Origin of the sequence: Janthinobacterium sp. GW458P (genome assembly GCF_002127585.1) — a bacterium.
GTDB lineage: Bacteria > Pseudomonadota > Gammaproteobacteria > Burkholderiales > Burkholderiaceae_D > Janthinobacterium.
The window spans coordinates 184582-204169 of record NZ_NEGZ01000001.1 but is presented as its reverse complement, the minus strand read 5'-3'; the positions used below and the strand labels follow the sequence as shown (position 1 = coordinate 204169).

Annotated in this window: 17 protein-coding genes; 6 read left to right on the top strand and 11 right to left on the bottom strand. The window is 62.8% G+C overall.

Annotated elements, in window-relative coordinates:
- Window positions 1-4: 4 nt before the first annotated feature.
- From CBW50_RS00865 to CBW50_RS00835, 7 genes are all read right to left on the bottom strand, one after another.
- Window positions 5-1192, bottom strand: coding sequence for an efflux RND transporter periplasmic adaptor subunit (locus CBW50_RS00865; protein WP_086143747.1), 1188 nt, complete (start codon window positions 1190-1192; stop codon window positions 5-7).
- Between the two features lie 91 nt (window positions 1193-1283).
- Entirely contained in the window at window positions 1284-1625 is a 342-nt protein-coding gene (locus tag CBW50_RS00860; RefSeq protein ID WP_086143746.1) for a DUF3325 domain-containing protein, read from the bottom strand.
- The gene (locus CBW50_RS00855; RefSeq protein ID WP_086143745.1) at window positions 1622-3319 is read right to left on the bottom strand and encodes a PepSY domain-containing protein; all 1698 of its coding nucleotides are present in this window, start codon (window positions 3317-3319) and stop codon (window positions 1622-1624) included. The genes CBW50_RS00860 and CBW50_RS00855 overlap by 4 nt, the downstream gene beginning before the upstream one ends.
- Window positions 3316-3597 (bottom strand): hypothetical protein, encoded by a 282-nt coding sequence (locus tag CBW50_RS00850; RefSeq protein ID WP_083287002.1) that lies wholly within the window; start codon window positions 3595-3597, stop codon window positions 3316-3318. Before CBW50_RS00850 ends, CBW50_RS00855 begins: the two co-directional genes overlap by 4 nt.
- A 110-nt stretch (window positions 3598-3707) precedes the next feature.
- Entirely contained in the window at window positions 3708-5906 is a 2199-nt protein-coding gene (locus tag CBW50_RS00845; RefSeq protein WP_157792363.1) for a TonB-dependent siderophore receptor, read from the bottom strand.
- Between the two features lie 110 nt (window positions 5907-6016).
- A complete protein-coding gene (locus CBW50_RS00840; RefSeq protein ID WP_253251888.1) occupies window positions 6017-7000 on the bottom strand; it encodes a FecR domain-containing protein in 984 nt (327 codons plus the stop codon).
- 5 nt (window positions 7001-7005) lie between these two features.
- Window positions 7006-7515 (bottom strand): sigma-70 family RNA polymerase sigma factor, encoded by a 510-nt coding sequence (locus CBW50_RS00835; RefSeq protein WP_086143743.1) that lies wholly within the window; start codon window positions 7513-7515, stop codon window positions 7006-7008.
- A gap of 290 nt (window positions 7516-7805) precedes the next feature.
- Here CBW50_RS00835 and ffh point away from each other — a divergent pair, with 290 nt between their 5' ends.
- Entirely contained in the window at window positions 7806-9173 is a 1368-nt protein-coding gene (ffh, locus tag CBW50_RS00830; protein ID WP_034746567.1) for a signal recognition particle protein, read from the top strand.
- A gap of 431 nt (window positions 9174-9604) precedes the next feature.
- Window positions 9605-10000: an SWIB/MDM2 domain-containing protein gene (locus tag CBW50_RS00825; RefSeq protein WP_086143742.1), complete on the top strand. Its 396-nt coding sequence runs from the start codon at window positions 9605-9607 to the stop codon at window positions 9998-10000.
- A 79-nt stretch (window positions 10001-10079) separates the two neighbouring features.
- Here the strand turns inward: CBW50_RS00825 and CBW50_RS00820 are convergent, their stop codons facing one another.
- Together CBW50_RS00820 and CBW50_RS00815 are read right to left on the bottom strand one after the other, a co-directional pair.
- Window positions 10080-10706 carry a lytic transglycosylase domain-containing protein gene (locus tag CBW50_RS00820; protein ID WP_086143741.1) on the bottom strand — a complete coding sequence of 209 codons (627 nt, stop codon included), beginning with the start codon at window positions 10704-10706 and terminating at the stop codon, window positions 10080-10082.
- Window positions 10703-12442: a proline--tRNA ligase gene (locus CBW50_RS00815; RefSeq protein ID WP_086143740.1), complete on the bottom strand. Its 1740-nt coding sequence runs from the start codon at window positions 12440-12442 to the stop codon at window positions 10703-10705. Before CBW50_RS00815 ends, CBW50_RS00820 begins: the two co-directional genes overlap by 4 nt.
- A gap of 204 nt (window positions 12443-12646) precedes the next feature.
- Between CBW50_RS00815 and CBW50_RS00810 the strand changes: the two genes are divergently transcribed.
- The gene (locus CBW50_RS00810) at window positions 12647-13279 is read left to right on the top strand and encodes an RNA pyrophosphohydrolase (RefSeq protein ID WP_086143739.1); all 633 of its coding nucleotides are present in this window, start codon (window positions 12647-12649) and stop codon (window positions 13277-13279) included.
- Window positions 13280-13379: 100 nt separating this feature from the next.
- Here CBW50_RS00810 and mqo read toward each other — a convergent pair whose 3' ends face one another.
- Window positions 13380-14978, bottom strand: a complete 1599-nt coding sequence (gene mqo / locus CBW50_RS00805; RefSeq protein WP_226935428.1) for a malate dehydrogenase (quinone) — start codon at window positions 14976-14978, stop codon at window positions 13380-13382.
- Window positions 14971-15237 (bottom strand): hypothetical protein, encoded by a 267-nt coding sequence (locus CBW50_RS00800; RefSeq protein WP_086143737.1) that lies wholly within the window; start codon window positions 15235-15237, stop codon window positions 14971-14973. Before CBW50_RS00800 ends, mqo begins: the two co-directional genes overlap by 8 nt.
- Before the next feature lie 214 nt (window positions 15238-15451).
- On the opposite strand from CBW50_RS00800, the gene CBW50_RS00795 reads away from it, so the two are divergent.
- The 3 genes from CBW50_RS00795 to CBW50_RS00785 all read left to right on the top strand — a co-directional run bounded on the left by CBW50_RS00795 (window position 15452) and on the right by CBW50_RS00785 (window position 19588).
- Entirely contained in the window at window positions 15452-15874 is a 423-nt protein-coding gene (locus tag CBW50_RS00795) for a DUF1841 family protein (protein ID WP_086143736.1), read from the top strand.
- Window positions 15875-15974: 100 nt separating this feature from the next.
- Window positions 15975-18122 carry a hypothetical protein gene (locus tag CBW50_RS00790; protein ID WP_086143735.1) on the top strand — a complete coding sequence of 716 codons (2148 nt, stop codon included), beginning with the start codon at window positions 15975-15977 and terminating at the stop codon, window positions 18120-18122.
- On the top strand, window positions 18122-19588 hold the full coding sequence (locus CBW50_RS00785) for a virulence factor (protein WP_086143734.1): 1467 nt from the start codon (window positions 18122-18124) through the stop codon (window positions 19586-19588). The genes CBW50_RS00790 and CBW50_RS00785 overlap by 1 nt, the downstream gene beginning before the upstream one ends.

Sequence of the window (19588 nt, the reverse complement as noted above, 5' to 3'; positions counted from 1 at the left end):
GCGCTCATAGCTGGAACCTGCTGGCGCCGCCACCGGCCGGCTGCTCGCCCGTGACCAGCAATTCGCCTTCGCGCAAGCCTTGCAGCACTTCCGCGCTGAGGCGGTTGCGCACGCCCACGGTGACGGTGCGCGTGTCGACCTTGCCGTCGGCATCCATCACGCGGGCCGTGAACTGGCCAGGCGGCGCGCCGTCCTCGGTGGACGGTTTCAGGGCCGGCAGGGGCACGGCCAGCACATTCTTCTTCGCGGCCGTAACAAATACCACCTGCGCCGTCATCTGCGGCATCAACTCGCCATCGGCGTTGTCGACATCGAACAGCACTGTATACAGGATCACCTTGCTGGTCGACGGCGCCAGGGCCGTGCCGGCGCTGGTGCCGCCCGGCACCGGCGGCGCGGGCAGCACCTGCCGCACCTTGCCGCTCCAGCGCCGCTGGTCGCCGCCCAGGGTGGTGAAGTACACGGGCATGTCCGCGCGCACGCGGCGCACGTCCGCTTCCGACACTTCCGTCCACACCGTCATGGCCGACAAGTCGGCAATGCGCAGGATATTCGGCGTCTGGTACGTCGCGTTCAGGGTCTGCCCCTCTTTCGCATCCAGGCCCACGACGCTGCCGCCCATCGGCGCGTAGATGCGCGTATAGCCGAGACGCGCCTCGTCGGCCTTCAGGCTGGCCTGGGTCTGGTCGATCTGCGCCTTCAGGTGGTCGATCTTGGCGGCCGCCGAGGCCAGGGTGGCTTCCGCCGTTTCCAGGTCGGCCAAAGGCGTCGAGTCGAATTTCGCCATCTGCTTCTGGCGCACGTGCTGCTGGCCCGCCAGCCGGTGCTGCGCCTGCTGGTCGGCCAGCTGCGCGCGCAAACCGGCCAGCGCTGCGCGGCCCGCATCGACCGTGGCTTGCTGCACGCTGGGGTCGATCTCGGCCAGCAGCTGGCCTTTTTCCACGGCGCTGCCGGGCTGCACGTGCAGACGCGTGATCTGGCCCGACACCTGCGCGCCCACGTCGACATAGGTTTGCGGCTGCAGGGTGCCGATGGCCGTGACGCTCGCTTCGATATTGCCGCGCTTGACGGGCGCCGTGTCGAACACGGTGGCCGGGCCGCGCGTGGCCCATAGAACGCCGGCGCCAAACAGCGCCAGCAAGACCGCGCCGCCCAGGATGCGGGCGCGGCGGGAAGGCAGGCGGGCCGCCATCAGGAAGCCACTTTCAATACATTCAAAACATCAAACGGTGTCGCCAGGCGTAAAAAGTGCATCAGTCTATCCTTGAAAATGGCAGTCAACATTACTGCAGGAACGTCACAAGACCTGCCAGCGCGGCGACGGCTGCCAGCAGGGAACTACGAAACAGCAAGCGGGGCGCATACGGCAGCAACAGGGCCACCAGCAGCGCGCCGGCAGAAATAAAACCCAGCCAGGCGACCACGCCGACGGTGGCGCTCCAGCCGGCCACGCAGGGCCAGATGGCCAGCGCCAGCAGCAACGCACCGGCCAGCTGCAGCGCGCGCCGCACGTTCGGCGCCGCGTCGCGCCCCCATACCTGGCCGTGATGACGGTCCATGGCCAGCGAGAGGCTGGCCATGCCCGCATACGACAGACCCAGCGCGCAAAGGATGGTGTTGATCATGACTGTCCTTCCGTATTGACCTGCAGGCTGGCCACTGGCGTTGCCCTGGCGGCGGCCTTTTTCACCGGTTTTTCCTTGCGCTTGTGGACTTTCCACGCGCCCCAGACGGCCAGCAGGCCGAAGGCCATGCTGCCCAGTTCCACGCCGGCGCTTTCCCAGTCGCCGCGCGCGACCTGTGCCATCAGGTTGTCGCCCGTGCTCAGCACATTGAGGACGGGCAGCAACAGGCACAGGGCGGCCAGCAGGCACAGTTGCTCGATCCACGCGCGCTTTTCCGCGCGCAGGCAGGCGTGCACAAGCATCAAAAACCAGACGCCGAAGAAGGCGCGCACTTCCCAGCCGGCGCGCTGCTCGATGCCGACGGGGATCAGGCGGTTGGCCCACAGGAAGCCCACGCAGGCGATGGCCAGGCCGGCGATGGCCGCCACGTTCAGGCATTCGATGACGCGGTACACGCGCTGCGTATAGGCGCCGAACTCGCCGCCCGACTTCTGGCGGCGCTTGACCATGAACAAAATGGCGCCCGTGCCCATCATGACCGTGCCGGCCAGACCGCAAAAGAAGTACAGCCAGCGCATGGGCGTGCCGCCAAAACCCACCATGTGCAGGTTCGACATGACGGAGCGCGTCAGGCCTGCGCCGCCCGTGTCCGACTCGCCAGGACGGCGCAAGGCGGTCTGCTCGCCCGTGGCCAGCGCATAGCAGGCCCTGCCCGTGTTGGCGCTGATGCGCTCCATCGTATCCGTTTCTTCATTCCAGCCGTACATGCAGACGCGCATGGAGGCGTCGTTCGGATTGTCCAGCACCACGGCGCGGATTTCCTGGCCGATGGCCTGCTCGGCGCGCAGCGCGAACGATTCCAGCGCGGGAATGGCCAGCGGCTGGCCCGTCTTCACAGGTTTGCCCGCATCGTTCCAGTCTGCCAGGAAGGCTTTCTTTGGATTGTCCATGCCGTACTGCGCCGCCACGGGCGCCGGCACATAGTCGTCGCTGTAGAACGCCAGGCCCGTGTAGGCGATCATGAACTGGAACGGCAAGGTCAGCACAGCCACCGCGTTGTGCGCATCGAGCCAAGAGCGCTGCCCTTTTGCCGGGCGGAAGGTGAAGAAATCCTTGAAGATGCGCTTGTGCGTGATGACGCCGCTCACCAGCGCCACCAGCATGATCATGGTGGTGATGCCGACGATCCATACGCCGATGCGGCCCGCGTGCAGCTCATAGTGGAAATCGACGAAATGGTGACCGCCGATGGTTTCGCGCTCCGTTGCTTCGCGCGCATGTTCGATGACGGCGCCCGTCAGCGGATCGAGGTCCGCCGAGCCATAGCCGCCGCTGGGCTGGAACCAGTAGGCGGACAGGCCGTGGCCGGGACGCTGCACGGGCCAGATTTCCCACATGTCCGCCTTCGGGTGCTCCTTCGCCATGAAGTCGAGCGCCAGCTCCAGGCGGTGCGCGCGGTCCGTGACCTTCGGCAGCGGCGGATCGTTCGCATGCGCCGCCTCTTCCAACGCGTGTTCGGGCGTCATCCAGTGGCCGATCGGGTCGTCGAAGACGGCCAGGGTGCCGGTCAGAAAGATGGCGAACAGCAGCCAGGAAATCCACAGGCCGCTCCACGTATGCAGCCAGGCCATGGCCTGGCGCAGGCCGCCCTGCTGTGGCGTTTTCACCACTTTGTCTACCTTGACGGCGTTCATGCGGCCCCCCGCGACAGCAGCAGGCCGATGCCGCCGCACAGGATCGCTGGCAGCAGCATGCCGAGCCAGGCGCGGCGCAGGTCTTGCACGGCAAAGACCCAGATCACGGCGCAGGTGTAGACGACAAAGGCGCTCAGGGTCGCCGTCAGCACGGCTTCGGCGCGCGACAGCGGCAGCACGGCCGCCAGCAGCACGGCCACGCCGGACGTGAGCGCATAGCCGCCGAAAACGGCGGCGAGCACGCGCGAAAACAACATCATATTGGCCGATTTCATCATCGCGGCGCTCCCTGTGGCATACGCTGGCCCGCGCCGTCGCGGGCCAGATTCAACTGCACATCCATAAGCCATGCATCCTTCATCAAGATAGGTCATTCAAAAGTGATTGTTTACAGTTTGTAGTTCAATGTCAGCATCACGTTGCGCGGCGCCCCTGCCAGGTTGCCGAAGACATCGGAATAGATGCTCTGGTAATAGTGCTTGTCGAGCGCATTGTTGACGTTCAGGCGCAGCTCGGCGCGGCTGTCGATCTGCCAGGCCGCGTTCAGGCCCACGATCGCATAGCGGCCCTGGCGCAGATGGTAGGTGCCGTCGCTCGACTCGGTCGCGCCCTGGCCGTACACCGAGGCGCCGACGCGCCAGCCCTGCGCCGCGCCGGACAGGCGGTAGCTGGTGGCCAGCTTGAGCTGCTGGCGCGGATAGCGGCTATTAAAATCCTTGCCGATATTGGCCGGATCGCTGTCGCGCGTAAATTGCGCCTTCACATACGTAAAACCGGCCGACAGCTGCCAGTTCGGCGTCAGCGCGCCCGCCACGTCCAGTTCCACGCCTTCGCTGCGCACTTCGCCCGAGGCGCGCTGGCAATAGCCCCAGGTGCTGCCGGGGCAGGGAGTCGGGCCGGCCAGATCGTCCACGCCGCGGTTCTGCTGGCGGATCTGGAACACGGCCGCGCTGGCATTGAGAGCGCCGCCGAAATATTCGCCCTTCACGCCAGCTTCATAGTTGGTGCCGCTGATCGGCTTCAGGGGCTGCGCATGGACGTCCGTGGCCGCCTGCGGCTGAAAGATCTCGGTCCAGCTGGCGTACACGGAATGCTGCTTGTCGAGGTCATACACGACGCCGGCGTAGGGCGTGAATTCGCGCGCCACCGAATAGCCGGCGTCGTCCTTGTACCAGCTTACGCGCCCGCCCAGCACCAGCGACAGCGGGTCGGCCAGGCGCAGGCGCGTGCCCGCATATATGCCGCTTTGCTCGGTGATGCTGGCCGTGCGCCACTGCGCGTAGTTGATGACGGGGCGCGCCACGCTGCCCGCGTCCCAGTTGTACGGGTCAAGCACGGGCGCGTTCGCGCCCCAGCTGTACGGCGCCCATCCGCCATAGCTGTTTTTCGACGAACGGCGGTGGCTGGCGCCGACCGTCAGCTCGTGCTGGCGGCCGAACAGGCCGTAGCTGCCGCTCGCATACGCGTCGTAGCTGGTGTTGGCCAGTTCGGCGCGGTAGCTTTGCGAATTGAAGCGCAGGGTGTCGCCACGACGGTTGATGCCGGAAAACGTGGTATCGATCTCCGGCGTCTTGCGCGTGGCCGCCAGCCTGGCCTTCCAGCCGTTGCCGAAGCGGTGTTCCAGTTCGGCGAAGATGGTTTTATCGGTCTGGCGCCAGCCGTCGAAGTCGCTGCCCAGGTAAGTCGAGCGGGGCAAATTCAAGAAGCGGCCGTCGGCGGCCGTGACCACGCCCGTCGTGACGCCGTCGTTATCGGTCTTGCGGTAATGCGCACCCAGGGTCAACGTGGTGTCAGGGCGCAGGTCGGCCTCGATGACGCCGTACAGCTGGTGATTGCGGCCATGCAGCACGTCGACAAAATCCTTCTTGTCCTGCAGCGTGACGACCATGCGCCCGCGCACGGTCTTCGCTTCATTGAGCGCGTTGGCGGCGTCGGCTTCCAGGCGGTAGTTGCTCCAGCTGCCCACGCTGGCCGAGAACGACGCCTGCGGCGTGGCCGTCGGGCGCTTGCGCACCATATTGATGGCCGCGCTGGGCGTGCCGCTGCCCGTGGTCAAGCCCGTGGCGCCGCGCACCACCTCGATGCGGTCGTAGATGGCCAGGTCGTCATTGTCGCCATTAAAAGTATTGTTCGCACCGAGGCTGGTGGGCAAGCCGTCGAGCAGGATGTTGTCGACTGGAAAGCCCCGTGCGCTGAAACTGCCCGAATCGCCCGTAAAGTTGCCTTTTTGCATGACCAACCCCGTGATCGACTGCACGGCGTCGTCCAGCGTGGTGATGCCCAGGTCGTCGATCTGCTGGCGCGTCAGCACGCTGACCGACTGCGGCGTCTCGCGCAGCGACAGGTTCAGCTTGGTTGCCGTGTTGCTCACGCCCGTCGTATAGGAGCCGCTGCCTTCTGTCGTCGCATCGCGCCCCGCGGTGACGGAGACGCCGGCCATGGTCTGCTCGGACGCAGGGCCGGCTGGCGCCTGCTGGGCCAGCGCCGGCAGGCCCGCGGCCAGGCACAGGGCCGCAGCCGCCTGCGCCAGCGGGCGCAGTCTGGAAAGATGCGATGTCGAAATAGCAATTTGCAAAGCTTGTGGCATGAAAAATCCTGAAAATGGCGTCATGAGACGGTAAGAAATAGGCGCCTACTCTGTAGGTGCCGCGAAAACTAAAAACGGGCAATCGAACTGTAAATATTTTTACGGGCCTGCTATGGGGCGGGCTCCACCGTCACCCAAAACGGCGTGCGGCTGCGCACCTGCACCGGCAGGGAATGGGGCAGCATGGTCAGGATGCGCTGGGTGTCGTCCAGCGGGAATACACCCGACAGGCGCAACCGGGCGACCTCCGGCGCACAATGAATCACGCCGGGGCGATAACGGGCCAGGTCGGCCAGGAAATCGCCCAGGGTCACGTCGTCGACGATCAGCTGCCCGCGCGACCAGCCGTCGGCAGACGCATCGATGGCGTGCGGCGCGCCGGGCGCGTGGCGCGAAAACGCCACGCCACGCCCGGCCGCCAGCCGCATTGGCACGCCATCGCCGTCGCGGGGGCTGATGTCAACGGCGCTTTCAAACACGTCCACCGTGCTGGTGCCATCGTGCTGGCGCACGGCAAAGCGCGTGCCCAGCGCGCGCACCACGCCTTCGCGCGTGACCACTTCCAGCGGCGCGGCGCTGCCGGCGCCGTGGCCGCTGGCGACGAGGATTTCACCAGCCAGCAGCTCGATCAGGCGGCGGCTGGCGTCAAAACGCACGTTCACGGCCGATCCCGTATTCAGGCTGAGCATGCTGCCGTCGTCCAGCGCCACCTCGCGCCGCTCGCCCGTGGCCGTGCGGTAGTCGGCGCGCACGGTGCGGACTGCATCCCAGGCGCCCGTCTGCGCGGCCAGCAAACCGCCGCCGGCCGCCACGCCCAGCCACGCCAGCAACTGGCGCCGCTTGCCGTTGGCGGCGTTCTGCTGCGTGCCGGCCAGCGCCTGCGCGGCCGCGCTGCGATGCAAGCCGTTGAAGCGCTGCGATACCGCTTCAATATGCCGCCAGGCCCGTTCATGTTCCGGGTCGGCTGCGCGCCAGCGCTGCCAGGCCGCGTGCTCCGCTGCGCTGGCCGCGTCCGACATCAGCACGGTCAGCCATTCGGCCGCCTGCTGCTGCACTTCCTCGTGGATCGCTGCCGGGGCCGTGGATTCTGCCACCGCGCTCATGCCGGCAGCGAGAAAAACACCTGGCGGTTGGCGCGCGTCAGGTATTGCTTGACCGAGCTGGCCGACACCTTCAGGCGCGCGGCGATCTCGGCATAGCTGAGGCCCTCCAATTGCGCTAGCAAAAACGCCGTGCGCACGGGCGCGGGCAAGCCTTCGAGGGCCTGGTCGATTTCCTGCAACGCTTCCAGCGCCAGCAGCCGCGCTTCGGGCGCGGGCGCTACCTCGTGCGGCAGGCAAGCGAGCGCCTGCAGGTAGGCGTCTTCCAGCACTTGCCGGCGGTAGCGGTGCGCCACCAGGCGGCGCGCGACAGTGGCAAGAAACGGCCGCGCTTCGCGGATCTGCGGCGCCGTACCGTTGCTCAGCACGCTGATGAAGGTGTCTTGCGCCAGATCCGCCGCATCGCCCGCATGGCCCAGCTTATGCCGCAGCCAGCCCTGCAGCCAGCCGTGATGGCTGCTGTAGAGCGCGTGCAGGTCTTGTTGCTGGGCAAAATCGGCGGCCGACATGGCATCCCTTTCCGGTCAAGCGCGGCGCGCCTGCGAATGTAAATAAGAATTATTCTCATTTTAACCGTGTTTTTGACTTTCATGCAATCGTGGCATTGCCAGAAATACCAACTCATTCAAAAGCAGGCCAACCGTCAGGCGCTGCTGCGCGGGACCGCCAGCCAACCGCGATAAGGTAAAATGACGCCCATCGTCCGGTTTAGAGCCTCCCGCCCAGTAGATGAATACATCTCCTGCTGGGCTAAGCTCCTAGCGCCGCCCACTCCCAAGCTTTTCATTGCAGGTTCATCATGCTAGATAATCTCACCCAACGGCTTGCCAAAGTCGTCAAGACCATGCGCGGCGAGGCGCGCCTGACCGAAGCGAACACCGCCGACATGCTGCGCGAAGTGCGCCTGGCGCTGCTCGAGGCCGACGTCGCCCTGCCCGCCGTGCGCGAATTCATCGCCAAAGTCAAAGAAAAAGCCATGGGCGAGGATGTCATTTCCTCGCTCACGCCAGGCCAGGCCCTGGTGGGCGTGGTGCAGCGCGAGCTGGCCGCCCTGATGGGCGCCGACCTGGGACCGGAAGCGTCGCAGATCAGCTTTGCCCAGCAGCCGCCCGCCATCATCCTGATGGCCGGTTTGCAGGGTGTGGGTAAAACCACCACCGTCGGCAAGCTGGCGAAGTACCTGAAGGAAGAAAAGAAGAAGAAAGTGCTGACCGTCTCGGCCGACGTGTACCGTCCCGCCGCGATCGCCCAGCTGCAATCGGTCACGGCCCAGGTGGGCGCCGACTTCTTCCCGTCCACCAGCACGGACAAGCCGGTCGATATCGCGCTGGCCGCGCTGGACTGGGCGAAAAAGCACTACCACGACGTACTGATCATCGATACGGCGGGCCGCCTCGGTATCGACGAAGAGATGATGCGCGAAATCGCCGCCGTCCACGGCGCCGTGAAACCGATCGAAACCCTGTTTGTCGTCGACGCCATGCTGGGCCAGGACGCCATCAACACGGCGAAAGCCTTTAACGATGCGCTGCCGCTGACCGGTATCGTGCTGACCAAGCTCGATGGCGACGCGCGCGGCGGTGCGGCCCTGTCGGTGCGCCACATCACGGGCAAACCGATCAAGTTTGCCGGTGTCTCGGAAAAACTCGACGGCCTGGAAGCGTTCGACCCGACCCGCATGGCCAACCGCATCCTGGGCATGGGCGACATCCTCGCGCTGGTCGAAGAGGCGCGCAAGGGCGTCGACAGCAAGGCGGCGGCCGATCTGGCGCAAAAGATCAAGGTCGGCGGCAAGTTCGACATGAACGACTTCAAGGCGCAGCTGGGGCAAATGAAGAAAATGGGCGGCATGGCCAACCTGATGGACAAGCTGCCGGCCCAGTTCCAGCAGGCGGCAGGCGGCAAGAACATGGATCAGGCCGATAAGCAGGTGCGCCGCATGTGCGGCATCATCGATTCGATGACGCCGCAGGAACGCGCCAAGCCTGAACTGATCAAGGCGACGCGCAAGCGCCGCATCGCCGCCGGCGCCGGCGTGCAGGTGCAGGAAGTGAACCGCATGCTGACGCAATTCGAGCAGATGCAGACGATGATGAAGAAATTGTCGGGCGGCGGCATGATGAAGATGATGCGCTCCATGAAGGGCATGATGCCCGGGATGAGGTAAGGCTTCAAAATCCGCTGCGCGGGGCGCCTTGCGGCCGGCGATGCTCAGCGCACTAGAGTGCGCTTGCGCTTCTCGGCCACAAATCATCCCCGCTCGCTGTGATTTTGAAGGCCTTTTTTACGCCGCGTGAGGCGTAGTTCGAATCCAGAAACACCGTTATAAAATAATGCCGGATTGCATTTTCAGGTGTCCGGCATCACGCTCCCCTCCCTCCGCAGTCCCCCTCCCCGCATAGCCAGCAACCATGCCATTTACGGGCAAAAACGCCGTTCTGCGCTCCCAAGCGGTGCGCCCGGGCGACAGCATTGCCATTTCCCTGCTTTTTCCTCGTGAAAACGTGAAAAACACTTGCATACTAGGTAAATCCACACCAATATTAGCCGTGCGATTAATTGCGCAATTTCCCATGTGTTTGTTAAGGAGGCTCGAAGATGGCAACAGCCAAAAAAACCCCAGTAGCAGCGCCAGCCAAAGCAGCAGCAGCCAAGCCTGCAGCCGCCAAGAAAGCAGCACCCGCAGCCAAAGCAGCAGCGAAACCAGCAGCGGCGAAGAAAGCGGCAGCACCGGCAACACCACGCAAGCCAAACGCAGCATTCATGAAAGCGATGACGCCATCCGCCTCCCTGGCAGCCGTCGTTGGCGCAGCACCGCTGCCGCGCACGGAAGTGACCAAAAAGGTATGGGATTACATCAAAAAACTCGATCTGCAAGATCCGGCCAACCGCCGCATGATCAATGCGGACGACAAGCTGAAAGCAGTTTTCGGCGGCAAAGCCCAAGTCTCCATGTTTGAAATGACGAAACTGATCTCCGATCATTTGAAATAAATCAGATACGCGCCGGCTTCAACCGCCGAGCGAGTGCCCCGCCGCATCACTGCGAGCGGGGCATTTTTTTGCCTGCCGGTCAACTGGCTGGCTTGAATTCCCACTGCCGCCACGCCGCCCGCACGGCATTCGGGTACTCGGCCCGCCCCCGGCTGCCGTTGTAGCGCCCCAGCGCCAGGTATAAGTCGCCCTTTTCCATGTCCAGGTACATGCGCAGGATGGCGCAGCCGTAGCGCAGATTCGTCTGCATGTGGAACAGCTTGCTGCGGTCATGGTCGCCGATGACGCCCGTCCAGAATGGCATCACCTGCATGTAGCCGCGCGCGCCGGCCAGCGAAACGGCGTATTTGCGATAGGCCGACTCGACCTGGATCAGGCCCAGCACCAGGGCCGGCTCCAGGCCCGCGCGGCGCGACTCGTACCAGACGGTTTCCAGGAATTCCGTGCGCAGCTGGGCGTCCGGCAGCTTGCGCTGCAGGCGTTGCGACATCTGCGCCAGCCATTGCTGGTAGCGCTGCAAGTCGGCGCGCGTGGCAAATTTGGGTTGCGGCGGGCGTTCGTCGCGGATCGCGTGCGACAGGGCCAGGCGGACGGAGTCGGCCAGCGCCTCCTCCTTCTGGTTGCCGGCCTGTGCCAGGGGAGCGCAGGCCAGGCAGGCGGCCAGCGCGAGCGCGCCGGCCGTTTTACTTAGCGATGGGCGCTTCACTGCGCCATTTTGCCCTGGATGAAGGCGACGATCTCGTCCGGCGCCACGCCGGTCGCTTCCACATCGCGGCGGCCCTGGTATTCCAGCTTGCCTTCTTTCAGGCCGCGCTCGCCGATGACGATGCGGTGCGGCACGCCAATCAGTTCCCAGTCAGCAAACATGGCGCCAGGGCGCAGGCCGCGGTCGTCGACGATGACGTCCACGCCAGCGCCTTGCAGGGCCGCGTACAGCTTCTCCGTCTCTTCCTTGACCAGTTCGCTGCGGTCCATGCCCATCGGGCACAGCACGACTTCGAAAGGCGCGATCGACGCTGGCCAGATGATGCCCTTGTCGTCGAAGTTCTGTTCGATGGCGGCGCCCAGGATGCGCGTCACGCCGATGCCGTAGCAACCCATCTGCAGTGGCGCCGGTTTGCCGTTTTCGTCGAGGAAGGTGGCTTTCATGCTTTCCGAATACGCCGTCCCCAGCTGGAACACGTGGCCCACTTCGATGCCGCGCTCGATGGCGAGCAGGCCCTGGCCGTCCGGCGACGCGTCGCCGGCAACGACATTGCGCAAGTCGGCCACGATGGCAGGCTCTGCCATGTCACGGCCCCAGTTGGCGCCCGTGTAGTGGAAACCGGCCGCATTCGCGCCGCAGACGAAATCATTCATGAGGGCAACAGTGCGGTCCGCCACCACGGTGACCGGTGCTTGCGTGCCGATCGGGCCCAGGTAGCCGGGGATGGTGCCGTAGACTTCCAGGATTTCCGCTTCCGTCGAGAAACGGTGACCGGCCAGGCCGGCAACCTTGCCCACCTTGATCTCGTTCAATTCATGGTCGCCGCGCAGCAGCAGCATGAAATGCTGCTTCGTGACTTTCTCGTCCTTGCCCGTCGTTTCCACCGTCAGGGCGATGGTTTTCACGGTGCGCGACAGATCAATACCCAGCAAGGCTGCCACGGTTTCGCACTTGACGGTGTCCGGCGTGGCCGTTTTCGTCAGGGCCTGGGTGGCGGCTGGACGCGCGCCCGCTGGCGGCAGCGCTTCGGCCGCTTCCATGTTGGCCGCGTAGTCGGACGTCGGGCAGTACACGAGCGCGTCTTCGCCCGTATGGGCGATGACGTGGAATTCGTGCGAACCGGAACCGCCGATGGCGCCGTTATCGGCCGCCACGGCGCGGAATTTCAGGCCGAAACGCGTAAAGATGCGCGTGTAGGCGTCAAACATGACTTTATACGACGCCTGCATGCCGGCCAGGTCGCGGTCGAACGAATAGGCGTCTTTCATGGTGAATTCGCGGCCGCGCATCAGGCCGAAGCGGGGACGGCGCTCGTCGCGGAACTTGGTCTGGATATGATAAAAGTTCAGCGGCAGCTGGCGGTAGGACTTGATTTCCGTGCGCACGACATCCGTGATGACCTCTTCCGACGTCGGCTGGATCGCGTATTCGCGGCCGTGGCGGTCCTTCACGCGCATCAGTTCGTCGCCCATCTTGGTCCAGCGGCCCGTCTCCTGCCACAGTTCGGCTGGCTGCACGAGCGGCATCAGCAGTTCGATGGCGGCGGCTTTGTTCATCTCGTCACGGATGATGGCTTCCACCTTGCGGATCACGCGCAAGCCCATCGGCATGTAGGTATAGATGCCGGAACCGAGGCGTTTGATCATGCCTGCACGCATCATCAATTGGTGGCTGACGATTTCCGCGTCAGAAGGTGCATCTTTAAGTGTGGAAATAAAAAAACGGGAGGCGCGCATAACGGTGAATTCTTTTTAAAAAGAGAGGGTTATAATCAACCTAATTTTAAAGGATTAGCTGGCTGATGCGTCCATACTTTACACAAATGCGCTCAATTGGTGCGATTCCGGCGCTTTTCGCACCCCGAAAAGGCTGCCGGCTTGCGGAGTTGTGGGCAAAAATGTAAAAAAAGACGCGATGTCGCAGAAAGTTTGAGGTGCATTATGCTCGACCGTGAAGGGTTTCGGCCCAACGTCGGCATCATCCTGCTAAACGCCCAGAACGAGGTGTGGTGGGGCAAGCGGGTGCGCGAGCACTCTTGGCAGTTTCCGCAGGGCGGTATCAAATATGGCGAAACACCGGAACAAGCCATGTTTCGCGAACTTGAAGAGGAAATCGGACTCAGACAGGAACACGTCAAAATTGTCGGCCGCACCCGCGACTGGCTGCGCTATGAGGTGCCAGACCACTTCATCAAGCGCGAGATTCGCGGCCATTACCGTGGCCAGAAGCAGATTTGGTTTCTGCTGAGAATGTGCGCGCGCGATAACGACGTCAATCTGCGCCTGACCGACCATCCCGAGTTCGACGCCTGGCGCTGGCATGAGTACTGGGTCCCGCTCGATGTCGTGATTGAATTTAAACGCGATGTGTACCAGCGCGCCTTGCAGGAGCTGTCCCGCTTCCTGACCTGGCCCGTGCATGGCAACGCACAGCAAGCGCACCGCCACACGTCGCGCTACCTGCGCCAGCCCCATGCGCCCCGCGCGCAGGACGCTGCAGCGCTGGCCAAGCCTTGCGACGGCATTGCCGCCGAAGGGTGTACGCCGGAGCTGATTCTGCCGGGCAAGGAGTAGTCCGAAGCAATGAACGCACTCTCCCACGCAAAAGGGGCAGCCTGAACAGGCTGCCCCTTTTTTCATGCCGACAGGAAACTCCCCTGCCGCTCAGGCTGACTTAATTTGCTGTCGGCGCTGGCGCAGCGGCGGGAACATCGAGCGTGATCGCTTTCAAGCCCAGGATATTGCTGCTGTAGTGGCGGATCTTGTTGGCCAGGGCTGGGTCATTGTTCAGCTTTTGACCATACGACGGCACCATTTCCACCATCTTTGCCTGCCATTCCGGGGTTGCCAGGCGGCTCTTGAATGCCGTTTGCAGCACCTTGATCATGATCGGCGGCGCGGTCGAGGCGCCTGGCGAAGCGCCCAGCAGGGCAACGATGCTGCCATCGGCGGCGCCGACGACTTCCGTGCCGAACTGCAGCAAACCGCCTTTGACAGGGTCATCCTTGACGATCTGCACGCGCTGGCCCGCGTTTTGCAGGGTCCAGTCTTCCATCTTGGCGTTCGGCAAGTATTCGCGCAGGGTCTTCAAACGGTCTTCCGGCGTGTTCATGACCTGCTCGACCAGATATTTCGTCAGCGGAATATTGTCGTAGCCGGCTTGCAGCATCGGTTTGACGTTGCCCGTGCCGATCGAGGCAGGCAGGTCGATCCAGGAACCGTTTTTCAGGAATTTCGTCGAGAAGGTGGCGAACGGGCCAAACAGCAGGGCTTTCTTGCCGTCGATGATGCGCGTATCGAGATGCGGCACGGACATCGGCGGCGAACCGACGGAGGCCTTGCCATACACCTTGGCCGCATGCGCCGCCACCAGTTCCGGATTGGTCGTGACCAGCCATTGGCCGCCTACCGGCACGCCGCCGTAGCCCTTGGCTTCAGGAATGCCCGATTTTTCCAGCAGCGGCAGCGAGCCGCCGCCGGCGCCGATGAAGACAAACTTGGCGCGCATGGTCTTTTCCTTGCCGGCGGCCAGGTCTTTCACCGTCACGTTCCACACGCCATCGGCGCCGCGCCGGATGTCTTCCACCTGGTGGCGCAGGTGCAGCACCATGCCGTGGCTGTCCGTCAGGTACTTCACCAGGCCGCGCGTGAGGTTGCCGAAATTGACGTCGGTACCGATGTCCATGCGCGTGGCCGCCACTTTCTGGCCCTTGTCGCGGCCTTGCATGACCAGCGGCGCCCATTGCGCGATCTGCGCCGGGTCTTCCGAGTACAGCATGCCCTTGAACAAGTTTTCCTTTTGCAACGCTTCATAACGTTTGTGCAAGAAAGCAATATTTGCATCGCCCCAGACAAAGGCCATGTGCGGCACGTTGTTGATGAAGGTGTGCGGCGCGCCCAGGTGCTTGTTAGCTACCTGATAAGCCCAGAATTGCTTGGAAATTTCGAATTGCTCGTTGATGGCAACGGCTTTCTTGGTCTCGATGCTGCCGTCGGCCGCTTCCGGCGTGTAGTTCAGTTCGGCAAACGCCGAGTGGCCCGTGCCGGCATTGTTCATCGCGTCCGAGCTTTCGGCGGCCACGGAATCGAGGCGCTCGACCATTTCCATCGTCAGCGAGGGGTCGAGTTCCTTGAGCATGCTGCCCAGGGTGGCGCTCATGGTGCCGGCGCCGATCAGCAGCACGTCGACCGGTTTCTCGGACGAGGCCGGAGGGGTCTTGTTACATGCCGCCAGGATCAGGCACGACATCAAAAGTAATAGCGATTTACGCATACGTAACTCCGTTTATGAATACTGAAGGATGATTCTTGCGCGCCACCGTGGCGGCACCATCGCGGCTATCGGCGAATCTGACGAAAAACAGCCAGCGCTCCGGCGCGCCGAGACGGCCGGACAGCTCAATGTCGATGGTGATAGGCATGCTGCCGCGCTCCGGGATAAGCCAGGAGCAAGATCTGGTGGCAAAGGTGCGGGCTATGGACAGCGCGGACATCGTTGTCGGCTGAAAAACCGGCAATGAAATCGCCGTCATGTCCAGTGCAAATATCAAGAGCGGCGATTTTATCACCGTTATTTGGCGCCGCCGGGCTGCGGCGGTAGTGGATAATACTTACTGCAGGGTATTAAATTGCGGTGACTATCGGGTCATGCAAGCGCGTGCCAGACGGCAAAAAGGGCATCGTCGATGCCCTTTGTTTATGTACGCGGTACAATGCCGGCTGCCCTTTAGTCCTAGCCCTTCAGCCATGTTCAACCCCTCTTCCGACGATGTGCGCCGTTTCTTTTGTGAAACATTGCGCAAGCACCGCGCCCATGAAATCCTCACGCCGATGGAAGCCATCGCGCTCGACTGGATACTGGAACACCCCGAATATGAAAACGAGCTCTCCGACGTGGAAGCGGCGCTGGCGCGCGACTACTCCGTCGAAGGCGGCCTGGCCAACCCGTTCCTGCACCTGTCCATGCATCTGTCGATCACGGAGCAGGTGCAGGTGGACCAGCCGCGCGGCATCCGCCCGGCTGTCCAGCAGCTGACCCAGCGCCTCGATTCGGCCCATGCGGCCCAGCACGAAGTGATGGAATGCCTGGGCCAGATGATCTGGGCTTCGCAGCGCTCGGGCTTGCCGCCCGATACGGACGCGTATATCGACTGCGTGCGCCGCCGCTAAGCCCAAGGTAGTATTCTGCACAAGTTTGCTTGATCTGGCATAAGACGTGCAGATAAGCAACACTCTACAGTGGCAACTCCAGCCATGAACAGGGTGTGCCATGAGCGATCCCAGCAACGGACCGGTTAAGCCCGCTATCGATCCCCGCCTTATCATGGCAGGCAAGATCTGCGGCAGCACCAATTTCAGCCACAGCCTGCTGGAATGCCTGCAGCAGGTGCCGTCACCGGGCATCGTTATCTTTGTGCATGGCGTCAATTCCGATGGCGAGTGGTACCGCCAGAGCGAGGAAGGCCTGTGCAAGGGCTTGAATACCCGCCTGAAACGCTGCGATGAGCACCTGGCCTACCCCAGCGTGGAAGGTGGACAGTTATGGCCCATTACCTACCGGCGCGAATTGACGGATGACGGCTTTATCGACCCCGACCGCACGCCCAACACCTTCATTGCCGACGCCGGGCACCACTCGCCCGTGATCCAGTTCCGCTGGGGTTACAAGGCCAGTGACCTCGAATTACAGGAATACGGCGCTTCCATTTATCTCAACGAATATGAGTACTGGGGCGGCGGGCCATTCGCGAACGGCTGTTCTTCCTTGCCTGACCTGTGGGGCAATGGCTTGCTCGATACCTTGTTTCTGTGGATACATATCGAACACCTCAACCCCCTCAACGACGCCATGGTGTTTTCGGCGCCGCCCCGCCCGTATTTTGTGCTGGCCGCGCTGCGACTGGCGAAGCTGGTCGAATCGATACGCAAGGAACAGGCCGACGTGCCGATTACCCTCGTGTGCCATAGCCAGGGCAATATGATCGGCATGGCGGCCGCCTTCCTGGGCGACAAGATGGCAGATGTGCAAGATGCAGCAGGGATCAAGGGCCGCTGCGTGGCCGACACCTATGTGCTGTGCAATCCGCCATACAGCGTACTCGAAGACAACAGCACGGAAGACTGGGTGCAAGGCCAGGAGGCGGATCCGGACGGCAACGTGGGCCGGCAGACCTGCCAGGCGCGCATCGATACCTTGAAAAACTTCTTCAAGATCGTCGGCCAGCAGGCCGATGTGCCGCCGCATTCAACCGCGCTGGCGCAACTGGCCGCCAACCACGCGCACGGTTTTACGCTGGATAGCGACAGCAACAAATACCGCTGCGGCCCCGTCACCACCACACGCGGCAAGGTCACCTTGCATTGCAATCCGCATGACCAGATCATCTCCTCGACCGCCATCCAGGGCATGGGCTGGCGCGGCCTGTGCGCAGCCGAAATCCAGGCGGCGCAAGGAAAGAATGTATTCACGCAGCGGGTGTTTTCCCAAGGCTACCCCGTCGGCAAGCCCGGAATTTATGATTACTGGAGCAAGCAACACAATCATCCGGAACGGGGCAGCCTGGACTTCTGGGTGCCGCATTCGAAGATCGCCGACTATTCCAGCCAGAAAGGGCGATTGGCCAACAGCACAGGAAGCGGCCGCGCCATGACGCAAGTCGCCGCCCTGGCCTTGATTCCCCTGGCGAAAGGAGCGGCCGTGCGCATCAACGCGCTGCCGCCGCGCGACTGGAGCATCCCCGTCAATGCGCCGGCGCTGCCCGAACCGTTCTTACCGCAGGCAGTGCAGTACGGCGTGGCCAGCGAGGACTTCGACCAGCTATACAATCCGCGCGGCAGCCTGCGCGATCCACGGCGCAGCCATGCCGCCGGCGATCCATACCAGGCCTTGAGCGACGAGCAGATAGGCGCGCCCAAGGGCGACCGCGACAGCCACGCCACCATGCTGTACGAAGACCACGCCCGCGTGCGCTTGATGGCCAAACGCACGGGTCGCACGCCGATGGGAGAGAAGGTCAGCGAGGAAGACATGCCGGCCACCGCCAGCGAAGAGCACAAGCGATGGCGCGGCGACCTCATCACCGCCAATCTGGCCGCCAACCTCGACACGCACGCCACCGATCATTCAACCATCATGACCAATGGCATGCATGCGGAAAAGGCATTGGCGTATGACGTGGCGGTGGGGGTAAGCCATATTCAAGAAAAGGCGTTGCGCAAATTGCGAGTGATAGCCGATTGGCGATTGTTGAAGAACTTGGATGACAGTCATTCGCACAAGATATTTTATGAATACTTTAGAACTGGAAAATTCAAGACAATGAGTGTATTCGATTGGGTTCATAGTCCTGGCAGCACTGGCGCGTTACCAGATTCCATCGTTAACAAACGCAGGAACTCGCGCTGGAAGGATCACTGATGCGTGCACTGATCGCCACTCCCCTACGCCGCCTGGCTTGGAGCTGCTGTGCATTTTTCCTGCTTGCCAGCATGGCAGTCTGGTTCGCCAGCCAGTCCGACGCCGCTCCCCTCACCGATGGAGACATGATGAAACGCTATCTCGTGATGCCGTTCTTATTTGCCCTGATGATATTTTCCTTGCTCAGTGCTTGCGCGATCAAGCCAGCCACGAAAGGCGATGTCGCGACAGCGACGCCTGCGCAGCCAGCCAGGCCTTATATGGCCCAGGTGGTGGGCGTGCAATGGCTCAATCCCTTGCAACGGCGCGACTATTCGACGGAGTGGCAATTGTTGTGGACCTTGGGGCTGGCCAAGCCGAACCAGAACGATGACAAAGTCAGGGAAAATCCAGCGCGCTTCAGCAAGGTGCAATCCATCGGCATGATTGCATCGGGAAACGATGGCGAGGAGACCTTCAAAGGCTATCACCATAAATACGTGGATGAGCTGACACTATTGTTCCGTCAATCCTATTTCGCCAATGGCAGTTACTTCTACAACGCGCACTCGCTGAAAGACAAATCGACCCGGCGCGAACTGGCCGGCATCCATATCGAGTATGCACTGCCCGCCGGAAGGCTCGATCCAGTGGAAGCGGGCAACTTTGTGCGCGACAATATCAACGATACCTTCAGCATCGGCAATCCCCACTTCCCCAATTCCTGGACCACGGCAACGCCGCCCGATGTGCGCGTGACGATGGGCGGCGCGAACGCAGGTTTTACCTCGCTGGCGGCGGGCCTTGCATATTTGCAGGCGCATCCCGATAAAACCGTATGGGTGATGAACTGGGACGCGCCCAGCTTTCCGCCCAAGGATGAGCAGATCGATGAAAACATCGCTCTCTTGATACTGGCCGGTCCCGACTTCAAGACGCAGCGCGCGCCGCTGGCCTGGCTGGGCTTCCCGGCAACGGCCGCCGTCGCCGACTACCAGGCGGCGAAAGGTCAACCGCCGCGCGCGGTACAGGCATGGGCGGCGGCCATCGAACAGGCGGCGGAGCAGGCCAATCTCGATACTGACAAGATAGCCTATGTGATCCACGATGCGGGCAATAGATATCCGGCATCTTCCGAGCGCATCGGCTCGCTGGCGCAAAGCCTGACCCTGAATTTACCCGATCTGGACTTTACCAAGCAAACCTTCAACACCTCGGCCCTGCTGGGCGAGATGGGGGCCGGTACGGCGCTGACGAATGTGGCGCTGGCCGTCGCCTATGCGAATCATCAGGGCCGGCCGGTGCTGGTGGCGGGCACGGGCGACCTGGAGGCGCCCGTTGCCGTGCTGGTGGCGCCACCTGCAGTGGCGCGCCCCATCGATCCGGAAAAACCCTGGTTCCGCGCACGCGGCGAAGCTTCAGTCTTTTTACCGTGGTGGGGACTGCGCCACGATGCAAAGACCTTGATGCAGGGCTATTCGAACTGA